Source organism: Flavobacterium sharifuzzamanii (genome assembly GCF_003254585.1).
GTDB classification, from domain to species: Bacteria; Bacteroidota; Bacteroidia; order Flavobacteriales; family Flavobacteriaceae; genus Flavobacterium; species Flavobacterium sharifuzzamanii.
In genome coordinates this window covers 381,113-403,252 of record NZ_QJGZ01000039.1, presented here as the reverse complement: position 1 = coordinate 403,252, position 22,140 = coordinate 381,113, and the positions used below count along the sequence as shown (strand labels likewise).

26 protein-coding genes are annotated in these 22,140 nt (G+C 32.7%); 22 read left to right on the top strand and 4 right to left on the bottom strand.

What is annotated here, in order from left to right:
- Positions 1-37 precede the first annotated feature (37 nt).
- Both DMA14_RS14530 and DMA14_RS14525 read left to right on the top strand, forming a co-directional pair.
- Complete coding sequence (locus tag DMA14_RS14530) at positions 38-265, top strand: CDGSH iron-sulfur domain-containing protein (protein WP_111368922.1); 228 nt, start codon at positions 38-40, stop codon at positions 263-265.
- A gap of 132 nt (positions 266-397) precedes the next feature.
- Entirely contained in the window at positions 398-1,537 is a 1,140-nt protein-coding gene (locus tag DMA14_RS14525) for a DinB family protein (protein WP_111425323.1), read from the top strand.
- A gap of 37 nt (positions 1,538-1,574) precedes the next feature.
- Here the strand turns inward: DMA14_RS14525 and DMA14_RS14520 are convergent, their stop codons facing one another.
- Complete coding sequence (locus tag DMA14_RS14520; RefSeq protein WP_111425322.1) at positions 1,575-2,477, bottom strand: PhzF family phenazine biosynthesis protein; 903 nt, start codon at positions 2,475-2,477, stop codon at positions 1,575-1,577.
- A 243-nt stretch (positions 2,478-2,720) separates the two neighbouring features.
- Between DMA14_RS14520 and DMA14_RS14515 the strand changes: the two genes are divergently transcribed.
- A complete protein-coding gene (locus tag DMA14_RS14515; RefSeq protein WP_111425321.1) occupies positions 2,721-3,287 on the top strand; it encodes a hypothetical protein in 567 nt (188 codons plus the stop codon).
- Positions 3,288-3,306: 19 nt separating this feature from the next.
- Here DMA14_RS14515 and DMA14_RS14510 read toward each other — a convergent pair whose 3' ends face one another.
- Positions 3,307-3,756 carry a protease complex subunit PrcB family protein gene (locus DMA14_RS14510; protein ID WP_111425320.1) on the bottom strand — a complete coding sequence of 150 codons (450 nt, stop codon included), beginning with the start codon at positions 3,754-3,756 and terminating at the stop codon, positions 3,307-3,309.
- 307 nt (positions 3,757-4,063) lie between these two features.
- Here DMA14_RS14510 and DMA14_RS14505 point away from each other — a divergent pair, with 307 nt between their 5' ends.
- From DMA14_RS14505 to proC, 9 genes are all read left to right on the top strand, one after another.
- Positions 4,064-4,603, top strand: a complete 540-nt coding sequence (locus tag DMA14_RS14505; RefSeq protein WP_111425319.1) for a DMP19 family protein — start codon at positions 4,064-4,066, stop codon at positions 4,601-4,603.
- Positions 4,604-4,678: 75 nt separating this feature from the next.
- On the top strand, positions 4,679-5,602 hold the full coding sequence (locus DMA14_RS14500) for a hypothetical protein (RefSeq protein ID WP_111425318.1): 924 nt from the start codon (positions 4,679-4,681) through the stop codon (positions 5,600-5,602).
- A 159-nt stretch (positions 5,603-5,761) separates the two neighbouring features.
- Positions 5,762-7,033, top strand: coding sequence for a serine--tRNA ligase (gene serS, locus DMA14_RS14495; protein WP_008465517.1), 1,272 nt, complete (start codon positions 5,762-5,764; stop codon positions 7,031-7,033).
- A gap of 86 nt (positions 7,034-7,119) precedes the next feature.
- Entirely contained in the window at positions 7,120-7,965 is an 846-nt protein-coding gene (lgt, locus tag DMA14_RS14490) for a prolipoprotein diacylglyceryl transferase (protein WP_111425317.1), read from the top strand.
- Positions 7,966-8,053: 88 nt separating this feature from the next.
- Entirely contained in the window at positions 8,054-9,835 is a 1,782-nt protein-coding gene (locus DMA14_RS14485) for a tetratricopeptide repeat protein (protein ID WP_111425316.1), read from the top strand.
- 130 nt (positions 9,836-9,965) lie between these two features.
- On the top strand, positions 9,966-10,277 hold the full coding sequence (locus DMA14_RS14480; RefSeq protein ID WP_008465514.1) for a DUF4286 family protein: 312 nt from the start codon (positions 9,966-9,968) through the stop codon (positions 10,275-10,277).
- 133 nt (positions 10,278-10,410) lie between these two features.
- A complete protein-coding gene (gene rsmA, locus DMA14_RS14475) occupies positions 10,411-11,196 on the top strand; it encodes a 16S rRNA (adenine(1518)-N(6)/adenine(1519)-N(6))-dimethyltransferase RsmA (protein WP_111425452.1) in 786 nt (261 codons plus the stop codon).
- A complete protein-coding gene (mgtE, locus tag DMA14_RS14470; protein ID WP_111425315.1) occupies positions 11,180-12,529 on the top strand; it encodes a magnesium transporter in 1,350 nt (449 codons plus the stop codon). The genes rsmA and mgtE overlap by 17 nt, the downstream gene beginning before the upstream one ends.
- Positions 12,530-12,640: 111 nt before the next feature.
- On the top strand, positions 12,641-13,417 hold the full coding sequence (proC, locus tag DMA14_RS14465) for a pyrroline-5-carboxylate reductase (RefSeq protein WP_111425314.1): 777 nt from the start codon (positions 12,641-12,643) through the stop codon (positions 13,415-13,417).
- A gap of 238 nt (positions 13,418-13,655) precedes the next feature.
- Here proC and DMA14_RS14460 read toward each other — a convergent pair whose 3' ends face one another.
- Positions 13,656-14,183, bottom strand: a complete 528-nt coding sequence (locus tag DMA14_RS14460; RefSeq protein ID WP_111425451.1) for a hypothetical protein — start codon at positions 14,181-14,183, stop codon at positions 13,656-13,658.
- Between the two features lie 2 nt (positions 14,184-14,185).
- Entirely contained in the window at positions 14,186-15,328 is a 1,143-nt protein-coding gene (gene nhaA / locus DMA14_RS14455) for a Na+/H+ antiporter NhaA (RefSeq protein WP_111425313.1), read from the bottom strand.
- Positions 15,329-15,597: 269 nt separating this feature from the next.
- On the opposite strand from nhaA, the gene DMA14_RS14450 reads away from it, so the two are divergent.
- The 10 genes from DMA14_RS14450 (at position 15,598) to DMA14_RS14405 (ending at position 22,083) form a co-directional block, all read left to right on the top strand.
- Positions 15,598-17,043 (top strand): hypothetical protein, encoded by a 1,446-nt coding sequence (locus tag DMA14_RS14450; protein WP_157957712.1) that lies wholly within the window; start codon positions 15,598-15,600, stop codon positions 17,041-17,043.
- Positions 17,044-17,081: 38 nt separating this feature from the next.
- Positions 17,082-18,032: a 2-hydroxyacid dehydrogenase gene (locus tag DMA14_RS14445; protein WP_111425311.1), complete on the top strand. Its 951-nt coding sequence runs from the start codon at positions 17,082-17,084 to the stop codon at positions 18,030-18,032.
- A gap of 190 nt (positions 18,033-18,222) precedes the next feature.
- Entirely contained in the window at positions 18,223-18,600 is a 378-nt protein-coding gene (locus tag DMA14_RS14440; RefSeq protein ID WP_008465507.1) for a DUF4234 domain-containing protein, read from the top strand.
- Positions 18,575-19,039, top strand: a complete 465-nt coding sequence (locus tag DMA14_RS14435; RefSeq protein ID WP_111425310.1) for a DUF2752 domain-containing protein — start codon at positions 18,575-18,577, stop codon at positions 19,037-19,039. The genes DMA14_RS14440 and DMA14_RS14435 overlap by 26 nt, the downstream gene beginning before the upstream one ends.
- A 77-nt stretch (positions 19,040-19,116) precedes the next feature.
- Complete coding sequence (locus DMA14_RS14430) at positions 19,117-19,389, top strand: TM2 domain-containing protein (protein ID WP_111377626.1); 273 nt, start codon at positions 19,117-19,119, stop codon at positions 19,387-19,389.
- A gap of 197 nt (positions 19,390-19,586) precedes the next feature.
- Positions 19,587-19,958 (top strand): DUF805 domain-containing protein, encoded by a 372-nt coding sequence (locus DMA14_RS14425; RefSeq protein WP_111425309.1) that lies wholly within the window; start codon positions 19,587-19,589, stop codon positions 19,956-19,958.
- Positions 19,959-20,145: 187 nt separating this feature from the next.
- The gene (locus DMA14_RS14420) at positions 20,146-20,667 is read left to right on the top strand and encodes a hypothetical protein (protein ID WP_111425308.1); all 522 of its coding nucleotides are present in this window, start codon (positions 20,146-20,148) and stop codon (positions 20,665-20,667) included.
- 60 nt (positions 20,668-20,727) lie between these two features.
- Complete coding sequence (locus DMA14_RS14415; RefSeq protein ID WP_111425307.1) at positions 20,728-21,177, top strand: hypothetical protein; 450 nt, start codon at positions 20,728-20,730, stop codon at positions 21,175-21,177.
- A 251-nt stretch (positions 21,178-21,428) separates the two neighbouring features.
- Positions 21,429-21,566, top strand: a complete 138-nt coding sequence (locus DMA14_RS23140; protein WP_111425306.1) for a suppressor of fused domain protein — start codon at positions 21,429-21,431, stop codon at positions 21,564-21,566.
- 70 nt (positions 21,567-21,636) lie between these two features.
- The gene (locus tag DMA14_RS14405; RefSeq protein ID WP_111425305.1) at positions 21,637-22,083 is read left to right on the top strand and encodes a hypothetical protein; all 447 of its coding nucleotides are present in this window, start codon (positions 21,637-21,639) and stop codon (positions 22,081-22,083) included.
- The last annotated feature ends 57 nt before the right edge of the window (positions 22,084-22,140 follow it).

Genomic DNA, 22,140 nt, shown 5'->3' with positions numbered 1-22,140 from the left:
ATATTTCGCAATCTTTGCATCCGAAAAAAACAAGTTTATGAGCAAGACAAAATTAATCATCAATAAAAACGGATCAATCAAAATTGAAGGAGATTTTGAAATCATGGATCCAGAAGGAACACTTTACGGTTTACAAGGAAGACAAGCACTTGGTCTTTGCCGTTGCGGACATTCTTCAAACAAACCATTTTGCGATGGAGCACACAGAAACAACTTCGAACACGATTCAAAAGCGTTCGATTTACCGCCAATGAAAACGAACTAAGAAGTTTTTTTAGTTTTAAATATTTTAAACCGCATCCTGCCTGATGCGGTTTTTTTATGAAGCTTTTTTTGAAAAGTAAGTTATTACTTAGGAAAACAATATTACATTTACAGTAACATTAATTTTCCAAAAATGAAAAAACTAATAATACCACTGTTGTTTTTGTTTTTCAGTATAAGTTATGCTCAAACACAAAAAGTAATTTCTAGTGATTGGACATCTTTCAATCAAACAATTGATATTCAGACTAAAGTCAAGAAGAAATTTAAAGTAATAGCTTCAGTTAAAGTTGAAACTTCAGAGCCAAATGCGTGGGCGGGAGTTTGGGCGCGTGTCGATACTAAAAACGATGAAGAAGGCTTTTTTGATAACATGCAAGATCGGCCGATAAAATCTAAAGAATGGAATTCTTATACGGTAGAAGGAACATTAGATGCAAACAGTAAATCGTTAAGTTTTGGCGGTTTGTGTCTTAATAATGGAAAATTCTATTTTGATAAATTTGAATTATTGATTGAAAATGATAAAGGAGTTTTTGAGCCTTTTACAGTTTTAAATTCAAGTTTTGAAACTCCTGTAAAAAATGGAGATATTCCGAAATGGAGTTTAGGAACATCAAAAGATGCAATAGTTAAAGTTAAGGAATATAAAATCACTTCTGATAAATCAAGTATTGACGGTAAAAGTAGCATATTATTGGAAGGAACTGGAATTAAGCCACGTCCACAAGCAAGAATTGGAAATGTTGAAGGTGCTTCTCCAAAAATAGCTGATATGATTTCGATGCTCGAAGATTTAAAAGCTCGTGTAGAAAGAACGGTGAAAAATATGAGTCAATATGAAATTGATTATCTTCATGATGAGGAAGCAAATCGAATTGGAGCTTTGGTGATGCATTTGGCCGCAGCCGAAAAATATTATCAGGTTTTTACTTTTGAAAACAGAGATTTTAATGAAGAAGAAAAGAAAATTTGGAACAACGCTTTAAATCTTGATCAAGGTGGACGAGACGAGTTTAAAGGACATCCGATTCAATATTATTTAGATATTTATAATGAAGTAAGAGCAAAAACCATTGAAGAATTAAAGAAAAGAGACGATGCTTGGTTTGCCGAAGTTCAATTAAAATATGATATGACCAATCAATATTGCTGGTTTCACGTTATGGAACATCAATCGAGTCATTTAGGTCAGATTTTGTTTCTGAAAAAGCGAATTCCGCCAGAGCAGAAAGAGCAGAAAAAAACTTTGCCACAGGAAATTAAGAAATAAAATACAAAAAGCCGCATCTTCAAAATGCGGCTTTTTTTTATATATAAAGCTCTCCTTTCATCGTTATAATCGAAGAACCACCGACTAAAATATCTTCTTCACGATTCATAACTTCAATCATTGAAGGCTGCTTTAATTTTACACCTTGAAGAATTTTATATTCTTTATCTGATTTAGTGAATTTCTTTTGCGTTAAAAAGCCAATTAAAGGTCCCGCTGCGGTTCCTGTTGCCGGATCTTCATTAATTCCGATTATGGGATTAAAAAATCTTGTTTCTATTATATGATCTAGACCTTCTTCAGCTGGAGTGAAACAATAAAATCCTTCAAAATCGTATTCTTTTGAGATTTCAATTAAAAGCTGATTGTCGGGAACAAAACTGTTAAGTATTTGACTGTTTTTTATAGGAACCATTGTATGTGCAACTTCTGTTTTAACAATTGTTGGCACAAAAGCATTTACATCCAAATCTTCAATTTTTAAGCCCAGCGCTACTGCAATTTTGTACGTTGGGATTTCTTGTTTGATAACAGCCGATTTTTGATGCATTTGAACAACTGGAGAAAAATTATCCAAATCAAAATTTACCGTTACTGGAATTGCCGAATGTTTCATAATTACAAAAGGCTCACTTTCATTTTGCTCATCAAAAATAGGAAGCCCTTTTAGAAGAGCACCGCAGACTGCGCCTAATAAATTATGACCTGCACCATCGATTTCGATTCCTGTTGGAGTAAACGAACGTACTACAAGCGATTTTTCTCTTGTAGAATAATAGACAAATGAGGTTTCAGAATAGCGAAATTCTCTAGAAATATTCTGATAGGTTTCTAGTTTTAGATTTCCATCTGTAAAAACTACAGAAAGCGGGTTTCCTTTGTAGCTCTCGTTTGAGAATACGTCTAAAACGTAATATTCTAATACTTTTCTTTGACTCATACTTTTCTGTTTTTACTGCTAAACGGAGTTTGAATGGACTAAAATTACTGTTTATTATTGTATTTCATGAATAGGTTTTGCTTTTCATGGTTATTTTAATATTACTTTTTTATTAAAAGTTCGTTTGTCAAATCAAAAAACAAGTCGAGATTAGAATTGTAAGAAGTTAAAAATCAATATGCAAACATTTTATTTTGAAGTAAATAAAGTAATTTTAGTTCATTATAAATAAAATATTTATTTATGGAAGAACTTACACATGTCAAATCAATTATCGGGATTATTTTGGGTTTGAGTCTAACGCATCTCATAAAAGGTTCTGTAATTTTTATCCAGCATCCTGGGCGAAAGAAGTTTTATTTTGTGCATGCTTTATGGGTATTTTATGTATTTCTGATGCTTATTCACTTCTGGTGGTGGGAGTTTAACTTAAAACTAATTCACGAGTGGTATTTTGCAGATTATTTTTTTATTATCTGCTATATCTTGATTTATTATTTGCTATGTGCGATTCTTTATCCCGACGATTTAGTAGATTACACGGGATACGAAGATTATTTTTATTCCAGAAAAAAATGGTTCTTTTCGGTTTTGGCAATAAGTTTTGGAGCAGATATAATCGATACTGCGATTAAAGGTGGAGACTATTTTCTATACAACCAAAACGAATACTATGTTCGAGTTATAAGCCATATTATTTTATGTTTGATAGCAATGAAAATAGATAATAAAAAGTTTCACGCTATTCTAGCAGTGCTTTTTATAGTTTATGAACTCTCTTATATTTTGAGATTGTTTAATATTGAATAGTTAGAAAACTTACAAAAGATTATTGCTCAAAAACCACTTTTTTGTCTGTTTTTGCTGTTTTTACAATATCGTAAGGTTTGGATGATTTCTTAGTAAGATTACCATTTTCCAGCTTTTCGACTTTTACAATTATAGTATTGCGGTTTTCGGTCATTTCTACAATATCGATGGAATGTCCGTCGTTGGGTTGTGTTTTATCAATTACAGCGATAACTTGATATTGGGTAAAATCAATATTGGTTTCTTTAAAATCTTTTGCTACATCGCTAGTGATGTTCATTTCTTTTTTAAAGTTATTCCAAGTTTTAGCGTCTTTAATCACCAAATGTCTTTGAGCAATGCTTTGGCCATTCGAAAAAGAATCTCCTTTACCCACTAATGCAAACGGAACATCAGACTGTGGCAATTCATCATTGTCACAGCTGGCCAGCAAAAGCAGGATGCTAAATAGTAGTAAGATCTGTTTCATGTTTTTGGTTTTAGCTAGGAAAACTTTGTTGCAAAGTCTTATTTCTTAAACAGATATGCTTTTTTATAAATGGTTGCTTAAAGGTAATCAATTTTTGATCAACTTTTTAATTTATATTGATAACGCGCATTTGTGTTAAAGATTGTAAGGACAAACGCAGAAAAGCTAGAAAAATTGTATTTTACGTCAAAAAGACTATTTTGTAGGTTAAACAGCATAAAAAATAACGCAAATTAACCAAGTTTGAAAAGGAAGATTCAATTATTTCTCCCAACTTTGCAAAACAATATTTTAAATAAAAACTCAAATGGAATTCGGTAAAATCATTATTTCAGAAACGGCAGCCAACAGCGCAAATCCTCAAGATGTTGTAAATTCGAATATTTCGGTGATCAATTTAATGCGTGAAGAAAAAATAGACGATGATTTAATTCACGAAGATGCTTTAATGAGTTATTATTTAGATTTTTATACTTCGAAATATGCGGAAGGAAATTTTTCGAAATTTGTTCATGATTCAGGATGGAATAAAGAACTTAATGAACTAATAGAAGAAGGTTTAGCTTTGATTGGTGCCGAAAAGCATTTGGAATTGTTTAAAGAACAATGCCGCAAATTGCGATTGCAGAGCAATATCAAACTAGGGAAATTTCTGAAAGAGAAATATGATGCTCCGAACGCTTTCAAGGATTTGCTGAATAACAACGCTTATTTTGACTTGGACGAAAATCTGGCCGAATTGAATGCTGCATTTTTAAAATCGCATCCTGATACAGAAGTGCTTTCGGTTGAAGAAATGTTTAAAACACTGGAAGAGTTTGTAGGACACGAAATTAAGAGAGATTAAATTTTTGTTTTTTTGCTGAGGTTTGTAAGAAAATTATATATTTGGAATGCCCTAATATCTAATAAATCAAAGCCTATGAAAAAAACGATTCTTTTATGTGGCGTTTTGATGTTTTTGTTTTCCTGCGGGAAGAATGAAAAAGCTCAAGACACCGCTGAGGTTCAGGATCAGGAACTTCTTTCGCAAGCCGATACAGAACTTGGTTTTAACAAGAAACAAGTAAAAAAACTCATTTTTAAAAATCTGGATGAAATTGAAGACTCAAAAGAAATGAATCTTCAGCTGCTTTCTAAAGTGGCAGCAAATCTCAAAATCAAATATTCAGATATTAAAATTAATGAAACAAGTTCTATCAATTATGACGACCAAATCGTTTTTTTTGTCTTGACAACTGTTTCGCACGACAAAAAAGCATTCACAACTAATGATAATGATAATGAGCTGGGAAACTATTTTCAGCGTAAATACTTATTTGTAAATCGTGAAGATGGAAGCGTAATCGCCGAAGAATTTGACGATAATTTAGGTTATTATGATAATGAAGCTATTCAGTTTTCGAAATCTCATATTTTGAAAGATCTAGTTTTCCTAAACGAAACTACTCCAGCAATTGCTTTTTATACCGAGGCCAGTGCAAGCAGCCGAATTGTTTTATATTCGGAGAAGAAATTTACATTAATAACTCTGGCCGATAAGGAAATAAAAAAGGTTTTATACGAATACCCAATTCGATTGACCAATGGAGATTCTAACGGAAGTGGTACTTTTCAAATTGAAACTTTAGAAACAGGTATGAGTTTTTCTAATGATAAAACAAACGGTTATTTTGACTTAATTATTACCAAAAACTTTTCTTATGAAGAAGCCGTAGAAAATGATTTAGAAAATGGTATTGAAGAAAAAAGTGATTTGAAAATTAAAAAAGAATTAGAAAAAATAAAGTATAACGGACGAGAATACGCTTTTCATAGAGATGACAGACTTCGTTTTTTGGAATAAAATCCAAAAAAATCCAAATAACATCAAGGGCACTTTTATAGTGCTTTTGCTGTTTATAGGAGATTTCGGTTTTACTGCAAAACTTTGACCTAATGTTAACAAACATTTCCTTAAATTTGCTTCCGTTATAAAAAATACAATAGTTATAAAAATCAAGCTATGTTACAAATTGCATTTATTAGAGAAAATCAAGAGAAAGTAATCAAAGCTTTAGCAAAACGAAATATCGATGCTAAAAGCGTTGTTGAAGAGGTGGTTCAATTAGACGAAAATCGTCGTGCTGCACAGGTGGAATTAGACAATACTTTATCAGAATCTAATAAATTGTCCAAAGATATTGGTGAATTGATGAAAGCTGGAGAGAAAGCTAAAGCAGCCATCTTAAAAGAAAAAACAGTTTCACTAAAAGAAAAAAGCAAAGAACTGAGCGAAAAAGCAGAAGCTTTGGCTGTTGAGTTGACGAATAAATTATACACATTACCAAACCTTCCAGCAGATATTGTTCCTGAAGGAAAAACGCCAGACGATAATTTGAATGTTTTTCAAGAAGGAGATATTCCAGCTTTGCATGAAGGTGCACAGCCTCACTGGGAATTGGTGAAGAAATACGATATCATCGATTTTGAATTGGGTGTAAAAATTACTGGAGCAGGATTTCCTGTTTACAAAGGAAAAGGAGCAAAGCTTCAACGTGCTTTGATCAACTACTTTTTAGACAAAAATACAGCTGCAGGATACAACGAAGTTCAGGTGCCGCATTTGGTAAATGAAGCTTCTGGGTACGGAACAGGACAATTGCCAGATAAAGAAGGACAGATGTATCACGCTGGAATTGATGATTTATATTTGATTCCAACGGCAGAGGTTCCAGTAACTAACTTATTCCGCGATGTAATTTTGAACGAAAGCGAATTACCAGTTTTACAAACTGCGTATACGCCATGTTTCCGTCGTGAAGCAGGTTCTTATGGAGCACACGTTCGTGGATTAAATCGTTTGCACCAATTTGATAAAGTAGAAATTGTTCGTATCGAGCATCCTGATAATTCTTATGCAGCACTTGACGGAATGGTAGAACATGTAAAAGGTATTTTAAAAGAATTGAAATTACCTTACAGAGTGTTACGTCTTTGCGGTGGTGATATGGGATTCACATCTGCTTTGACTTACGATTTTGAAGTGTTTTCTACAGCACAAGACCGTTGGTTAGAAATTAGTTCTGTTTCTAATTTTGAAACTTTCCAGGCAAACCGCTTGAAATTACGTTTCAAAGATAAAGACGGAAAAAATCAGCTTGCGCACACACTTAACGGAAGTTCATTAGCGCTTCCTAGAGTTTTAGCCGGAATTATTGAAAATTACCAAACCCCAGAAGGAATCGTAATACCAGAAGTTTTACGTCCGTACTGTGGATTTGATATTATAAACTAAAAAAAATATAGTTTTTAAGATACAAACCTAACAGGCTTTTAAAACCTGTTAGGTTTTCTTAATTTATAGAAATTAAAAAACGGAGTATGATGAATGGAATTTTAAACTGGAACGTAGATCCTGTTATTTTCTGGATTACAGATAGTTTTCCTTTAAAATATTACGGAGCTCTTTTTGCCTGCGGACTTCTTTTGGGCTTTTATATTGTTAGAAATATTTATAAGAAAGAAAATCTTTCGCTAGACAATCTCGATAGTTTATTGATTTATGTAATAGTCGGGACCGTTTTGGGTGCGAGACTTGGACATTGTTTCTTTTACGAACCTGAGTATTTCTTCAAACATCCGATAGAAATCCTTTTGCCGATTCAGAAAATAAAAGGAGTTTATCAATTTGTGGGTTATCAAGGTTTGGCAAGTCACGGAGGTTCTATTGGAGTGCTTACGGCAATGATTTTATATTGCCGAAAATACAAAGTGCATTTTTTAGAACTTTTAGATAAGATGGCTGTTGCAGTTCCTGTAACGGGTACATTTATCAGATTGGGAAATTTTATGAATTCTGAAATCTATGGAAAACCAACCAACGGAAATTGGGGAGTAGTTTTTCAAAGAGATGATTTGATTCCGAGGCATCCAACACAATTGTATGAAGCTTTTGCTTATTTGCTGATTTTCGGAATTCTGTTTTATATGTACAAATCAGAAAAAATTAGAAATGCACAAGGATTAATCTTTGGAACTTTCTTAACTTTATTGTTTACAGCTCGTTTTATAATTGAATTTTTTAAAGAAAATCAAGAAGCTTTTGAAAATAATATGCTGATTAATATGGGACAGATTTTAAGTATCCCATTTATTTTAATTGGTTTAGCTCTGATTTTTTGGAAAACTAAGAAAGTCTCAGTGGGCAGTGACAGTTTACAGTTTTAACAAGACTGAAAACCGCGACTGAAAACTAAAAAAGTCCAAGTTTACAGTTAAACTTAGACTGAGAACTGCGACTGAAAACTTAAAAAATATGAGAAACATATTGATTGGTATCGTTTTGTTATGTTCTGGTTTTGCGTTTGGACAAAACGAGCAGCTGGCACAATATTATTACGATAAAGGTGATTTTGATAAAGCTAAAATCAGTTATGAAGAGCTTTTGAAAAATGCGCCCTCTAACACGCAGTATTTTTTAAGAACGATTGATTGTTATCAGCAGTTACAGCAGTTTGCCAATGCTGAAAAAGCAATTCAAGATCGTTACAACCGCTACAAACAAGGTGTTTTCTTGGTTGAATTAGGGTATAATTTTCAATTACAGAAAAACGACGCAAAAGCCAAAAATTATTACGAACAGGCAATCGAGAAAATAAAGGTCAATCCGAATGATGTTTACGGAGTTGCAAGTTCTTTTGAGAAAAAAGTATTGCTAGAATATGCTTTAAAAGCGTATCAGACTGCAATGCAGATTCAACCCAATTTCAATTTTAATTTTCAAATCGGAATGCTGTACGGACAGTTGGGTAAAACCGATTTAATGATTGATTTGTTATTGACAGAATCTTTTACAAATCCGCAGAACACCAATTTGATTCAGACGCAATTGTCAAGATTCATGAATGGCGAAACCGATAATACGGCTTTTAAAGATGCAATGCGAAAAGCATTAATCTTAAGAACCCAAAAAGATCAAGACGTTTTCTGGAATCATTATTTAAGCTGGTTCTATGTACAGCAGAAAGAATTCGGAAAAGCCTTTATTCAGGAAAAAGCCATTTACAAACGCGAGCCAGAATCGTTGATGAGCATTGTCAATTTGAGTCAGTTTGCGATGAATGAAAACGATGACGAAACAGCTGTTGAAATCCTGAATTTCATTCTTCAAAACACCAAAGATTTAGGTTTGCTGATTCAGTCGAATGCTTATTTAATGCAAATAAAGATTGATAATGCACAGGAAAAAGACTATCCGTTAATCGATCAGGAATTGAAGCAATTGCTGGCTACTTACGAAATCAGTCCTTTTACCTTATCTTTGCAAATCATTCAAGCGCATTTTCTGGCTTTTAATTTGAAAAAGACAGAAGAAGGAAAGGCAGTAATCAAAAAGGCTTTAGAATTAAATCTAAACGAATATCAAAAAGCTGACGCTAAAATGGAGTTGGCCGATATTTTGCTTTTAGAAGAAAAGTACAATCAGGCGCTGATTTATTATTCGCAAATTCAATTGGACTTGAAAAATGATGTAATGGCACACGAAGCCAGTTTGAAAGCAGCAAAAACAAGTTATTATAAAGGTGATTTTGAATGGGCAAATAAACAATTTAAAGAATTAAAAGCGGCCAATACGCAGTTAATCGCCAATGATGCTTTAGAATATTTTCTTTTAATTAATGATAATACCGCTGCAGATTCGACTCAAGTTGCTTTAAAAGCATTTGCAAAGGGAGATTTTTTAATCTATCAGAATAAAAAACAAGAAGCGATTACACAGTTTCAGAATATTTTAAAGACTTATAAAGGTCAGGAAATAGAAGCCGTAACTTTGCTTCGTTTAGGAAAAGTGTACGAAAGTCAGAAAGATTTTGCTTCGGCTTTAAGCCAATATCAGCAAATCATTGACAATCACAGTGTCGGAATTTATGTTGATGAAGCATTGTTTTTCTCAGCAGAAATCTACAACGACGAGTTAAAAGATATAGAAAAGGCGAAGCCTTTATATGAAAAGGTAATTTTTAATCATCAAGACAGTATTTACTTTGTTGATGCCAGAAAAAAATACCGAGAGTTAAGAGGGGATAAGAATTTATAAAATTCCAATTTTTAAATTCCAAATTCCAAAGAGAAAAGAATTAATAATGAGATTGTTTTGAGTTTCGAGAGAAACCTCAGAACCTTAGTCCCGATAGCTATCGGGATAGCATCTCAGAACCTTAGAAAAAATGATTATTTACAACGTTACCACAAACATACATGAAAGCGTTCATGACCAATGGTTAAAATGGATGCAGGAAAAGCACATACCAGAAATTCTGGCTACTAATAAATTTTCTTCAGCACGAATTGTAAAAGTTCTCGTAGAAGAAGAAATGGGCGGTATTACTTATTCTGTACAGTATATAACAGACAGCAAAGAAACTCTGGAGAAGTTTTATATCGAAGATGAACCAGAATTTCATAGAGAAGCATTAGGCTTATTTGCTGATAAAATGCTTTCTTTTAGAACAGAATTGGAAGTTATTTCGGAGCATTAATATTTAGTGTCCAGTTTTCAGTAATTAGTATTCAGTCAAAAGAAATTAAATCTTTGTGTCTTTGTCCCGATAGTTATCGGGATTGTGGCAAAAAAAGAATACTTTTGCAGCCTGGTGGCAAACAAGAAATGAAATGGAAAAAGTAAAAGCAAAAAAACATTTAGGACAGCACTTTCTTAAAGACGAAAGCGTCGCAAAAGCTATTGCGGATACTTTGACTCTTAAAGGATATGATGAGGTTTTAGAAATAGGACCAGGAATGGGTGTGCTTACTAAATATTTACTTGAAAAGCCAATTACCACACACGTTATTGAGATCGATACCGAATCAGTAGCGTATTTGGATGCACATTATCCAAAATTAAAAGACAAGATTATTTCTCAGGATTTCCTGAAGTATAATATAAATGAAGTTTACCAAGACAAACAGTTTGCCATAATTGGAAACTTTCCGTACAATATTTCTTCTCAGATTGTTTTTAGGACATTAGATCTTAAACATCAGATTCCTGAATTTTCGGGAATGTTCCAGAAAGAAGTAGCCGAACGCATCTGCGAAAAGAAAGGCTCAAAAACATACGGAATACTATCAGTTTTAGCCCAGGCTTTCTATGATACAGAGTACCTGTTTACGGTTAATGAAAACGTTTTTATTCCTCCGCCCAAGGTTAAATCGGGTGTGATGAGAATGACCCGAAAGGAAGATTACAGTCTTCCTTGCAGCGAAAAGTTATTTTTTACAGTTGTAAAAACCGCTTTTCAGCAGAGACGAAAAACATTACGTAACAGTTTGAAAACATTAAATTTATCAGACAATTTGCGAGAAGACACTATCTTTGATAAACGTCCAGAGCAGCTTAGCGTCGATGAATTTATTGAACTAACTCTAAAAATAGAAACCGATGGAGTTCAAAGTTAGTAAAGAATTTATACAGCAGCTAGAGGAGCTGATCAACAAGAAAAACGACAGCGAATTAGAAGTTTTACTTAATGATCTGCACCATGCTGATATTGCCGAAATTTTAGACGAATTAGATTTCGACGAGGCAACCTATATCTTTAAGGTTTTAGATAGTGATAAAACAGCTGAAATTCTTCTTGAATTGGAAGAAGATCTGCGTGAAAATATCTTAAGCCGACTTTCACCAAAGGAAATCGCAGAAGAGCTTGACGAGCTAGAAACCAATGACGCTGCCGATATTATCGCAGAACTTTCGCAGGAAATCAAAGCGGAAGTAATCTCTGAAATATTAGACGTTGAACACGCCAAAGACATTGTTGATCTTTTGCGTTACGACGAAAACACGGCTGGTGGTCTAATGGGGAAAGAGCTTGTAAAAGTGAATGAAAACTGGAACGTTTTGACCTGCGTTAAAGAAATGAGAATTCAGGCAGAAAATGTATCTAGAGTACATTCTATTTATGTAGTGGATGATGAAAATAGACTTAAAGGAAGACTTTCACTTAAAGATTTACTAACTTCTTCAACTAAAACTCAGATTGGCGAAGTCTATATCCGAAAATTAAATTTTGTAAATGTTGATACGGAAGATGTTGAAGTCGCTCGTATCATGCAGAAATACGACTTAGAGGCAATTCCTGTTGTTGATGAGTTAGGGCGATTAGTTGGGAGAATTACTATTGACGACATTGTAGACGTAATCAAGGAAGAAGCCGACAAAGATTACCAGTTAGCTGCCGGTATTACGCAAGATGTTGAGTCGAATGACAGCGTTTATGAATTGACAAAAGCGCGTCTGCCTTGGCTTTTGATCGGAATGGTGATCGAAATTGTTGCGTCTTTTGTTTTGAAAGGCAACGAAGCAACATTCCAAAAATATTCTACATTAATCATATTTGTGCCGTTACTTTCTGCAACTGCAGGAAATATTGGCGTTCAGGCTTCGGCAATCGTTGTACAAGGTTTGGCAAATGGAACGCTGAAAGATTTTAGCCGTGGTTATTTTACCAAAGAAATTACCGTTTCGATGATTTCTGGAAGTATCATTTCATTTCTTTTATTGTGTTATCATTCTATCATGTATCAGCAATATTTAGTTGGGTTTGCCATTTCAATTTCGATGATTGTCGTGATTTTGTTTGCTGCCACTTTGGGGACTTTAGTGCCGCTTTTCTTGAACAAAAACAAAATTGATCCCGCAATTGCTACAGGTCCGTTTATTACAACGACCAACGACGTATTCGGAATCATGTTATACTTTGGAGTAGCAAATCTGATTCTCGGATTCTAAATTTTTGCCACAAATTAGCTTTTTGCAGTGATTTAAAATCTCTAAAATCTGCGTAATTTGCAAGCGCAAAATGCTGTTTACCAATCAGAAATAAATTAAAGCCAAACCAAAATGAAAGTACACATTATTGGAGGAGGAAACCTTGGGGTTTCTATTGCCTTAGGAATTGCTAAATTCTCGAAAAACAACCAAGTTACTGTCACAAGAAGAAACACTGCAAGTATTCAATATTTATCTGAGTACGGAATTACTGTTTCTAACGATAATAAACACAACATCGAGGAAGCTGATGTTGTAATTTTAACTATAAAACCCTATCAAGTAGATACTGTTTTGGCCGAAATTCTGCCAGTTATCCAGAATAAAACAATTGCTTCTGCTGTAAGCGGATTGTCTTTGGATATGCTTCAAACCAAAACAAATTTTGAATATCCAGTTGTTCGCATTATGCCAAATATTGCGGCACAGTTTGGAGAATCGGCAACTTGTATTTCTTTCCCTGAAAAATATGCAGCAAATGCTTCACCAGTTGTCGACTTATTTCAAGATTTAGGAACTGCTCCTGTAATCGATGAAAAATTAATGGATGCAGCGACTGTTTTAGGCGCGTGCGGAACTGCGTATGCATTGCGTTATATTCGCGCTTCTATGCAAGCAGGAATCGAAATTGGATTTGATTCTAACACTGCTCTTGCAATTGCCGCTCAAACGGTAAAAGGAGCAGCAAAAATGCTTCTTGAAGAACGAGTGCACCCAGAACAATTAATCGACCGTGTAACGACACCTCAAGGCTGTACGATTGTCGGTTTAAATGAAATGGAACACAATGGTTTCAGTTCGTCATTAATTAAAGGAATTAAGACTTCTTTGAAACAAATTAAAGGTTAGGTTTTTAAAGAAATTCTAATATTAAAAATTCCAAATTCCAATTTTAAAATGGAGTTTGGAATTTTTTGTTTTATAAAGTTAATGCTAGTTTTGTCATTCTGAGGAACGAAGAATCACACTAGAAACTCCACATTCAAAATCGTCAATCGTTATCAACTTACTTGTGTGATTCTTCGTTCCTCAGAATGACAGATATTATCGAATAGCTTGGAATTTGGAATTTAAAATATTTTGGAATTTATTTCTTTATTAGTTGAATATACTTCAACCCACATTCAGAAATCTTAGTATACGAATTCATCGCATTGCCATAATTCTGAATTGTAAGAGTATCTTTTACATACAAAGCATCGATTCCAACAGGTATTTTTAACTCTTTTGCAGGAATCGAATCGTTTTCTTCATTGCTGATATCACCTTCGTATTCATCCCATTTAATTCCTTCTAAGGAAATAAATTTTTCGCCAGAACTATTTTGAGAGAAAATAGCTTTTCCTTTTAATGTTCTATTTTTAGTTGTAAAGATGTAATGGTAATCTTTTTGATTTTTAGAAATAATCAACGAGATATTACAGTCTTCGGTTTTAGAATTATAAGTTCCCGAAATAGAATCTTTAACAGAAACAAGATTTTTAGCGTTAGTCACAGAAATTGCATTTTCTGGCTTTTGTTCTGCTGTTGTTTCGGTTTTCTTATTGCAGGATATAACGATCAAACCCAGAAAAGATAAATAGAAAAAATAGCTCAATTTGTTACAAATTGTCATATTCATTTTGGTTTTTTATTGAGGATATATTTCAAGTACAAGAAACCTGCTAAACCTGCTACTAAAGAAGCAATAAGAATGGCTATTTTAGAAAAAACTATAACTTCAGGATTTTTGAAGGCAAGAACCGTAATGAATATTGACATAGTAAACCCAATTCCGCCGAGCATTCCTGCACCTAAAATATGTGCCCATTTTAAGTTTTTCGGCAAAGTGCATAAACCTGCAGTTACACCAACAGAAGAGAAAAGTAAAATTCCGAGCGGTTTACCAACCACGAGGCCAAGAATGATTCCGTATGTGTTAACATGATTAAGACCTTCATGCCAGTTTTCTGTGATAGTTATAGCGGTATTTGCAATTGCAAACAGCGGCAGAATAAAAAAAGCAACTGGCTGATGTAAAAAATGCTGTAATCTATACGATGAGGTTTTTTCTCCGCCATCTCCAAACGGAATTACAAATGCTAGAATAACTCCCGTAATGGTTGCATGAACTCCTGAATTAAGCATAAAATACCACATTATTGCTCCGCCAATTAAGTATGGAATCAGATTATGAATCTTCATTCTATTTAAGATAAATAATAAGCCCCAAATTCCAAGTGCGATTCCTAGATTCAAAAACGAAATTGATGTAGTGTAGAAAACGGCAATAACAATTATGGCTCCCAAATCGTCGATAACCGCCAAAGCAGTTAAAAAGACTTTTAGCGAAGTTGGAACTCTATTTCCTAAAAGGGATAAAATTCCGATTGCGAAAGCAATATCGGTAGCCATTGGAATTCCGGCTCCGTTCTGTGTGGTCGTTCCATAATTTAAAGCCAGAAAGATTGCGGCAGGAACCAGCATTCCGCCAAAAGCGGCCATAATTGGCAGAGAAGCATTTTTAATATTGGATAATTCACCATGATAAATCTCGCGTTCCAACTCCAATCCGATCAAAAGGAAGAAAATAGTCATCAGTCCGTCATTGATCCAATGGGTTATAGAATGACCCGCAACCTCTTTTTCCCAAAAAGCAACGTATGGAACTTGAATGGAAGAGTTCGCAAGATAAAGAGATAAAATCGTGACAAAGAGCAGGATAATTCCTCCCGATTTTTCGTTTTCAAAAAAGGCTTTAAAAGTCTTGGTAAGTTTCATTAGGGAAGATTTTCTGAAGATTTATATGATGGATTGTAGAATCCTTATTCTTTCAAAGTTAAAAAAAAATCTGAGCAATAAAAAGTTTGAATTTTGTGCAGGGGGAGTTTGAATAATTTAGAATTAAATTTCAGTATTTTTAATTATAGGAATATTCTTTAATTTTGCACGTAATTTGTTAATGATTAGATATGAATTCTGTCAGACTTTTATTTGCAGTTATAATTATGTTTTTTGTTTTCTCGCAGATTTCTTGTGAAAAAAAATCTTTGGGCAAAACGATCACATATTCTCAAAAACCTGTAAAAATAGACCAGACTTATCAAAAGGATGATATTATAGATAGTAATGAGAAATTGGAAGTGAAATCGATTATTCATTATTCTAGCAATTACAATACTTCAAATTTATGGAGATATAAAACTGAATTAGAAAAATCAGATCTAGTAGCTTTCAATGTCTTAACCAATGGAAATATAATTAGTATTGTAAAAAGCGAAAAGAGCATTCCGTTTGTGTTAGTGCTTGACAAAAAGGGGAATAAATTATACAAACATAATATTGGAGATGGAGTTTCAAAGTATAATTTTCGTGAGTCCTGGATTGCTGATAATTATGATGGAGGGTTTACTATTTATGTTAGAAAAGGTTTAAATCTAACCAATAGAGAATTAATAGGTACTGATGATGAGTTACAAAACATAAGATATGAGATTGAAAAAATGACATTTAAAAAGAGAAGCTCTGGTTATGTCTCTGAAAGTATATCAATTAGAGATGTTTTACTTAAACCTATAATAGATAAAGGTTTTACTTTAGAAGCTAATTTATTTTCAATCGATTATTTAAGAAATAAAATTTTTGTAAGTGGTACCGTAAAAAGAAATAATCAGAAAGAATTTCCTTTTATAGCAATACTTGATAAAAACTTCAAATTATTGAATTTGAATGTTTTTAAGGATTATGAAAATACTTTTATAGACGATATCACTTTGTACAAGTATAATTCATATTATATAAATGGTCTAAAAATTAAAGAAACAGATTTATTTACAACAAGGTCCCTGCAAAGATTTATTGTTAATGAGGATTTGCAAGTCATTGAAGATCATTCTGACAAGAGAACTCCGTATTACGATAGGGTTCATCGAGAACCAACACCATTGGAAGAGAAAATGTTAGAGAAAGAATTAGCAGTCGATAATAATGAAATTGAAAACAAGCACAACACAACTTATAATACTAGAGGAGATAGTAGTACTGTATTAGATTCTAATATTTTTTACTGGGACACAGATGAAAACTGCTATTTCAGTGTAAAGACTATAAATTCTAAACGAAATGAACTAATATTTACAAAAAATGTCAATGAAATAGATTTATGGCAACTTAAAATTAAGTTTCCTAAGAATTGTAAAATTGCTTGGACTTTTGAAAACGCAGTTGGATTGAAACGTGCAAATGGAGAGTTTATACTTTCAATAATTCTCGAAAATCTCTCCTCAAAACATCTTTTTTCTACAGTAATATTTGTATTAGATAAAAAAGGAAAAATTATACGTCAATTTGAAATTTCGGGAGCATCAGATCTTTCGAGAATAAAGGAATCAAACGGAAAATTAATTGTTAATTATATTCATGATGATGGCTTTTTTATTAATAAGCAATGGCAAGAACATTATGCTTTTTATTCAGAATGTTATCCATTAGATTAAATTAACCGTATTTTTGTAGTTATAAAATTCAACTCAAAATGAGCATAAAAATTCTTCATATCGACAGCAATAATCCAATTTTATGGAATCAATTGGAAGAAGCTGGTTTCGAAAATCATGCCGATTTCAAATCTTCAAAAGAAGAAATAGAAGCAAAAATACAAGACTATAACGGAATCGTAATTAGAAGCCGATTCAAGATTGATAAGGCATTTTTAGATAAAGCAACTAAGTTGCAATTTATTGCAAGAGTTGGTGCGGGTCTGGAAAGTATTGATTGTGAGTATGCTTCTTCAAAAGGAATTCATCTTATTGCTGCGCCAGAAGGAAATCGCAATGCTGTTGCAGAACATTCGTTAGGCATGATTTTGTCATTGTTTAATAATTTAAATCAAGCCGATGCAGAAGTAAAAGCGGGGCACTGGAATCGTGAAAGCAATCGAGGCCATGAACTGGATTTAAAAACAGTAGGAATTATTGGTTACGGGAATATGGGGAAAGCTTTTGCTAAAAAATTGAAAGGTTTTGATTCGGAGGTCTTATGTTATGATATTTTGGATAATGTTGGCGACGAAAATGCTAAACAAGTTTCCTTGGAAGAATTACGCGAAAAAGCAGATGTTTTAAGCCTTCACCTTCCTTGGACACCAGAAACTGATAAAATGGTCAACAGTGCCTTTATAAATGCGTTTAAAAAGCCGTTTTGGATTATTAATACATCGCGTGGTAAAAACATCGTTACAGCCGATTTGGTTGAAGCTATGAAAGAGAAAAAAGTTCTAGGAGCAGGTTTGGATGTTTTGGAATATGAAAAACTTTCTTTTGAAACCTTATTTCAAGAAAACAATACACCAGCGGCGCTTCAGTATCTTATGGAAGCTAAAAATGTTTTGCTGACGCCTCATATTGCGGGTTGGACTTTTGAAAGTCATGAGCGTCTGGCGCAAGTAATTGTTGACAAAATTAAAGCAGTGTACGGCAAAAACTAGCCTACAGCCTTTAGAGATTAATAACGAGTTTTTTCTTGTAAATTTTATTTAGTGAGATTAGTTTTATTTGTTAATTTTTAATAATATTGTTTCCGAATTTTAAAAGAATGAGTCTAAATAGGTTTGTTTTTGAAGTTTGGAGAAAGCCGAAAATCCGAAGAGTAGGAATTAATAAATTTTTTAAACAAAGATGGAATTACAAGAAACATCGAATAATTTTGAAGAACAAATCCCAGTATTTAAAGTAGATCCTATTATGGTTTTGCTATTTGGATTTTTAACTTGCGGATTGTATTTAATTTATTGGAACATTAAAGTAGCTGAGGTTTTTAATGCTGTAGCGAAAAGAGAAGTTATTTCACAGCCAGTTGCAATTTTTGCAGGTTGTTGTATGCCAGTTAATATTTACTTCTACTACTTGGCAGGTAAAGATGCATTGCCAAAAGTGTATGAGAAAACTGGTGAGCTTCAAAAAGACCAATCTACTTTATTAATTGTTTTAGGATTCTTTTTTCCTATTGCTGCGGCAATGATTGTACAAGGTGATATCAACAGATTATATAAATAATACGCAATCAAGACGTAAAATTTACGGAATTATCGGTGCAGCAATTACACTGATAGTTCCGTTTTTTTTAATGCTTCATAATCATAATGATCATCTGGAAACAGATCAATCATTATGCCCTTTTAAGATGCTGACAGGTTTTCCGTGTCCAGGATGCGGAATTACAAAGTCTCTAGTTTATTTTTATCAGGGAGATCTATACAAATCAATTTCTTATCACATTTTAGGTCCTTTTGTTATTGCTTTTTGTGCCGTAACGATTGTTGTTTTGGTTACAGAATTAATTACCAAGAAAGAATATTTTACCGCACTTTTATACAACAGAAAGTTGGCTTACATATTAGCTGTTTTTTTGGGTGTCTATCATTTTATAAGACTGGTTTTATTTGTGAGAAACAACTCTTTTGACGATATCTTGCATCAATCAATCTGGTTTTAATAAATCTAACAATCTGATTTCGGAACAATCAGGTTTTTTGTTTAAGTACTGTTTTAAGAATAATAAAAATTAAGATCATGGAAAATACAAAGAGAGAAGATTGGAATAATCCACGTTATGGGCAGGAAAATAAAAGAGTGTTAGCAGGAATTCTAGCCATTTTATTAGGATATCTAGGAATTCATAAGTTTTATTTAGGTTACACCAAAGAAGGGATAATTCAGCTTCTTCTAGGTTTAGCATTTGGAATTGGCGGTATAATTGGACTTATTGAAGGTATAATATATCTAACCAGAGACGATGAGGAGTTTTATCAAACGTATCAGATTGGTTACAAAGGCTGGTTTTAAATAACAATAAATCATATTTAAAAATCCCATTCAGAAATGAATGGGATTTTTTTATGCTTAAAAATGTCTTTTTCTGATACAAGAAAAACTTTTAGAGTCTATTGGTGATTTTCAAAGCAAATAATTTTGCGCTCTGTTAAAAAGTATTAATGGAGTAACTGAAAAGCCTTAAGAGTAGGGGGTAAAAAGATTTTATTATGTTAGAAATGTACAAAAACACACTTTTAAATAACTATGCAAATTTTAAAGGTAGAGCTAGAAGAAAAGAATATTGGATGTTTGGTCCTTTAAGTATCTTGATTTATTTTGGACTTATTGTTTTAGGCTTTATTCCTATAATAGGAACAGTGTTTTTAATTTTAGCTGGAATATTTATTTTAGGTATTATGGTGCCATTATTTGCTGTAGCAGTTAGAAGAATGCACGATGTTGGAAAAAGCGGTTGGTATATGTTTATTCCTCTTTACAGCTTAATTTTAGCTTGTACTGAAGGTGAAAAAGGACCAAATCAATATGGTGGAGATCCTAAAAATCCGACAGAAGAATTAGAAGAAATTGGAAAAGAATAACTTTGTTCTAGTTTATAAAAAATTGTAATTAAAAATAAATCCCATTTCATGTATTGAATGAAAATGGGATTTTTTATATAAAAACAGCGACAGCCCAAATTTACAGTCCATGCCCGTTTCCATTTAATGTGATACTCTTTGCGGGCACGGATTGTAAATCCGCGATATCGAAATATTTTGAAAATATATGAAACTGAGAAAGGAAATAGAGCCACAATTAGAAATTGCTGAAAAATTATACTCAGAAATATTAAAGTCTGTTATGGAATATGCAGATTTTTGTGATGAAAATGGAGATGAAGAAAATATTGCGTATCAAAAGTTAGAAGAAAAACTTCATATACTAACAAGAAAAGATATGACTCAATTTAATCTTTTGGAATGGTGGGAAGAAGAAGGTGTCGAAGTTCTTGCGTTTAGAATTGCTTTACCTGATCCTTTAATAGTAGAAAATATTACTAAAGAAGAGCTTTCGGAAATTATTTGTAGTAGACTTCAGTGGTCTGACGATTTCGATGATGATAGTTTTAAAGGAGAATTCAATCTTTATCTTGATGAATATTATTACAATTTTTTAAAATTAAACTTCAAAAAAACTTATAATTATTCAAAGATATTCTGCGCACAAAAAAATAAAGACAAAAGTTTATTTGAACTTACTGATGAAGAAAAGATAAAGAAGCTTCGGAACGATGGAAAATTTCGATAAACACAATAGCGCAGATTTGCAAATCAGCACTATTAAATATATAAGAGAAAAATAAGTTAAATGTTGGAATTAATAGAAATAATTGTAAATCCAGAAAGTTTTAATAAGAATAGATTAGACTCAATTACAGGTGAAATTTATTTTAAAATAAATGATTTTTCTTTTCCAGAAGAAGGATGGAATGATTTTGTAATTGTAATTTTAAATTGGTGGTTATGTGCTTTTAAAAATTTCCATGCATTGAATGACGATAGTTTTGAAATGTTATTTATGGATGGGCCATTGAAAGTAAAGGCTAAAAAAAATGAAAGCAATGAATTAGAGATGGTGTTTATTAGATCATATATTGATTTTGAAGATTGTATTTACACAATAAAATGTTCTGAATCAAATCTAAAGAAGGAACTTTTAAAAGCTGCTAGAAAGACACTTGGAGAAATATCAAATCAGAATTGGCAAACCTCAGATACTGAAGTGTTAAAAAAACAAATTCTTGATTTCCCCAGATAGTAAAAAACCCGATAGCGCGGATTTGCAATCCGTGCCCATTCCAATTTATTGTGATACTCTTTGAGGGCACGGATTGCAAATCCGCGCTATCGGGTATTACAATGATACCATGGGGCTATATTGCATTTTTAGAGAAGGGCATACTGTCGAATTTCAAACTAGTATTAGTCAAAAATTTAAGTATGCGGTACTTACTAATAAATTAAAAGTTTTGCCTCAAATTAACTTAAACTAGTTATGCCAAATCAAATATCTCTTTTTTATGGATTGTGCCAGTTTCGGAAAGAGAATTAGAGGTAATGAAAGAATCTGGCTCACAAGCAGTATTAAGCAAACTTGATGGCATAGGAGAGGAAATTTTCAATTTAAATCGAAAAGAAGTTGTTTAAAGAATATAGATATAAAAACAGAATAAAACGGTTATCCGTATAAAAAGAAAGAGATTAATTTTAATAGGGAATGAGTAGAGAAATTAATTGGATTGAGTTAGATGCATCTATCATAAAACTAAATCCAATGGAACAGTTGATGGCTTGTACTAGCTTAGAAAATGACAATGTAGGTGGTAATGAGTGGATGTCTTTAATAACTCCAGCTTCTGAAAATATGGAATGTTTTGTAATTTCATTATCGAATAATGCTCAATTTAAATTTACGGATAAAATTATTGACGTTTTTAAGAACATATGCGAAGATATTTTAAGTAAATGCAGTTCTGAACAAATAAAAATAATGGTGGACGATGAAGTTAAAAAGGGAAATAATGGAGAATTGATTGATGCAGGAGGAGGAATGTTGCAAATAATTGTTCCAAAAAATTTATTGAATTATTCTAAATCTAAAATTGAAAACATCTTTAAGAAAGAAAGAAATGTTGTTGAAGAAAATCAATGGTGGCTAGATTGAAATAGCCGACAGCGCGGATTTGCAATCCGTGCCCGTTCTAATTAAGAAACAAAATAA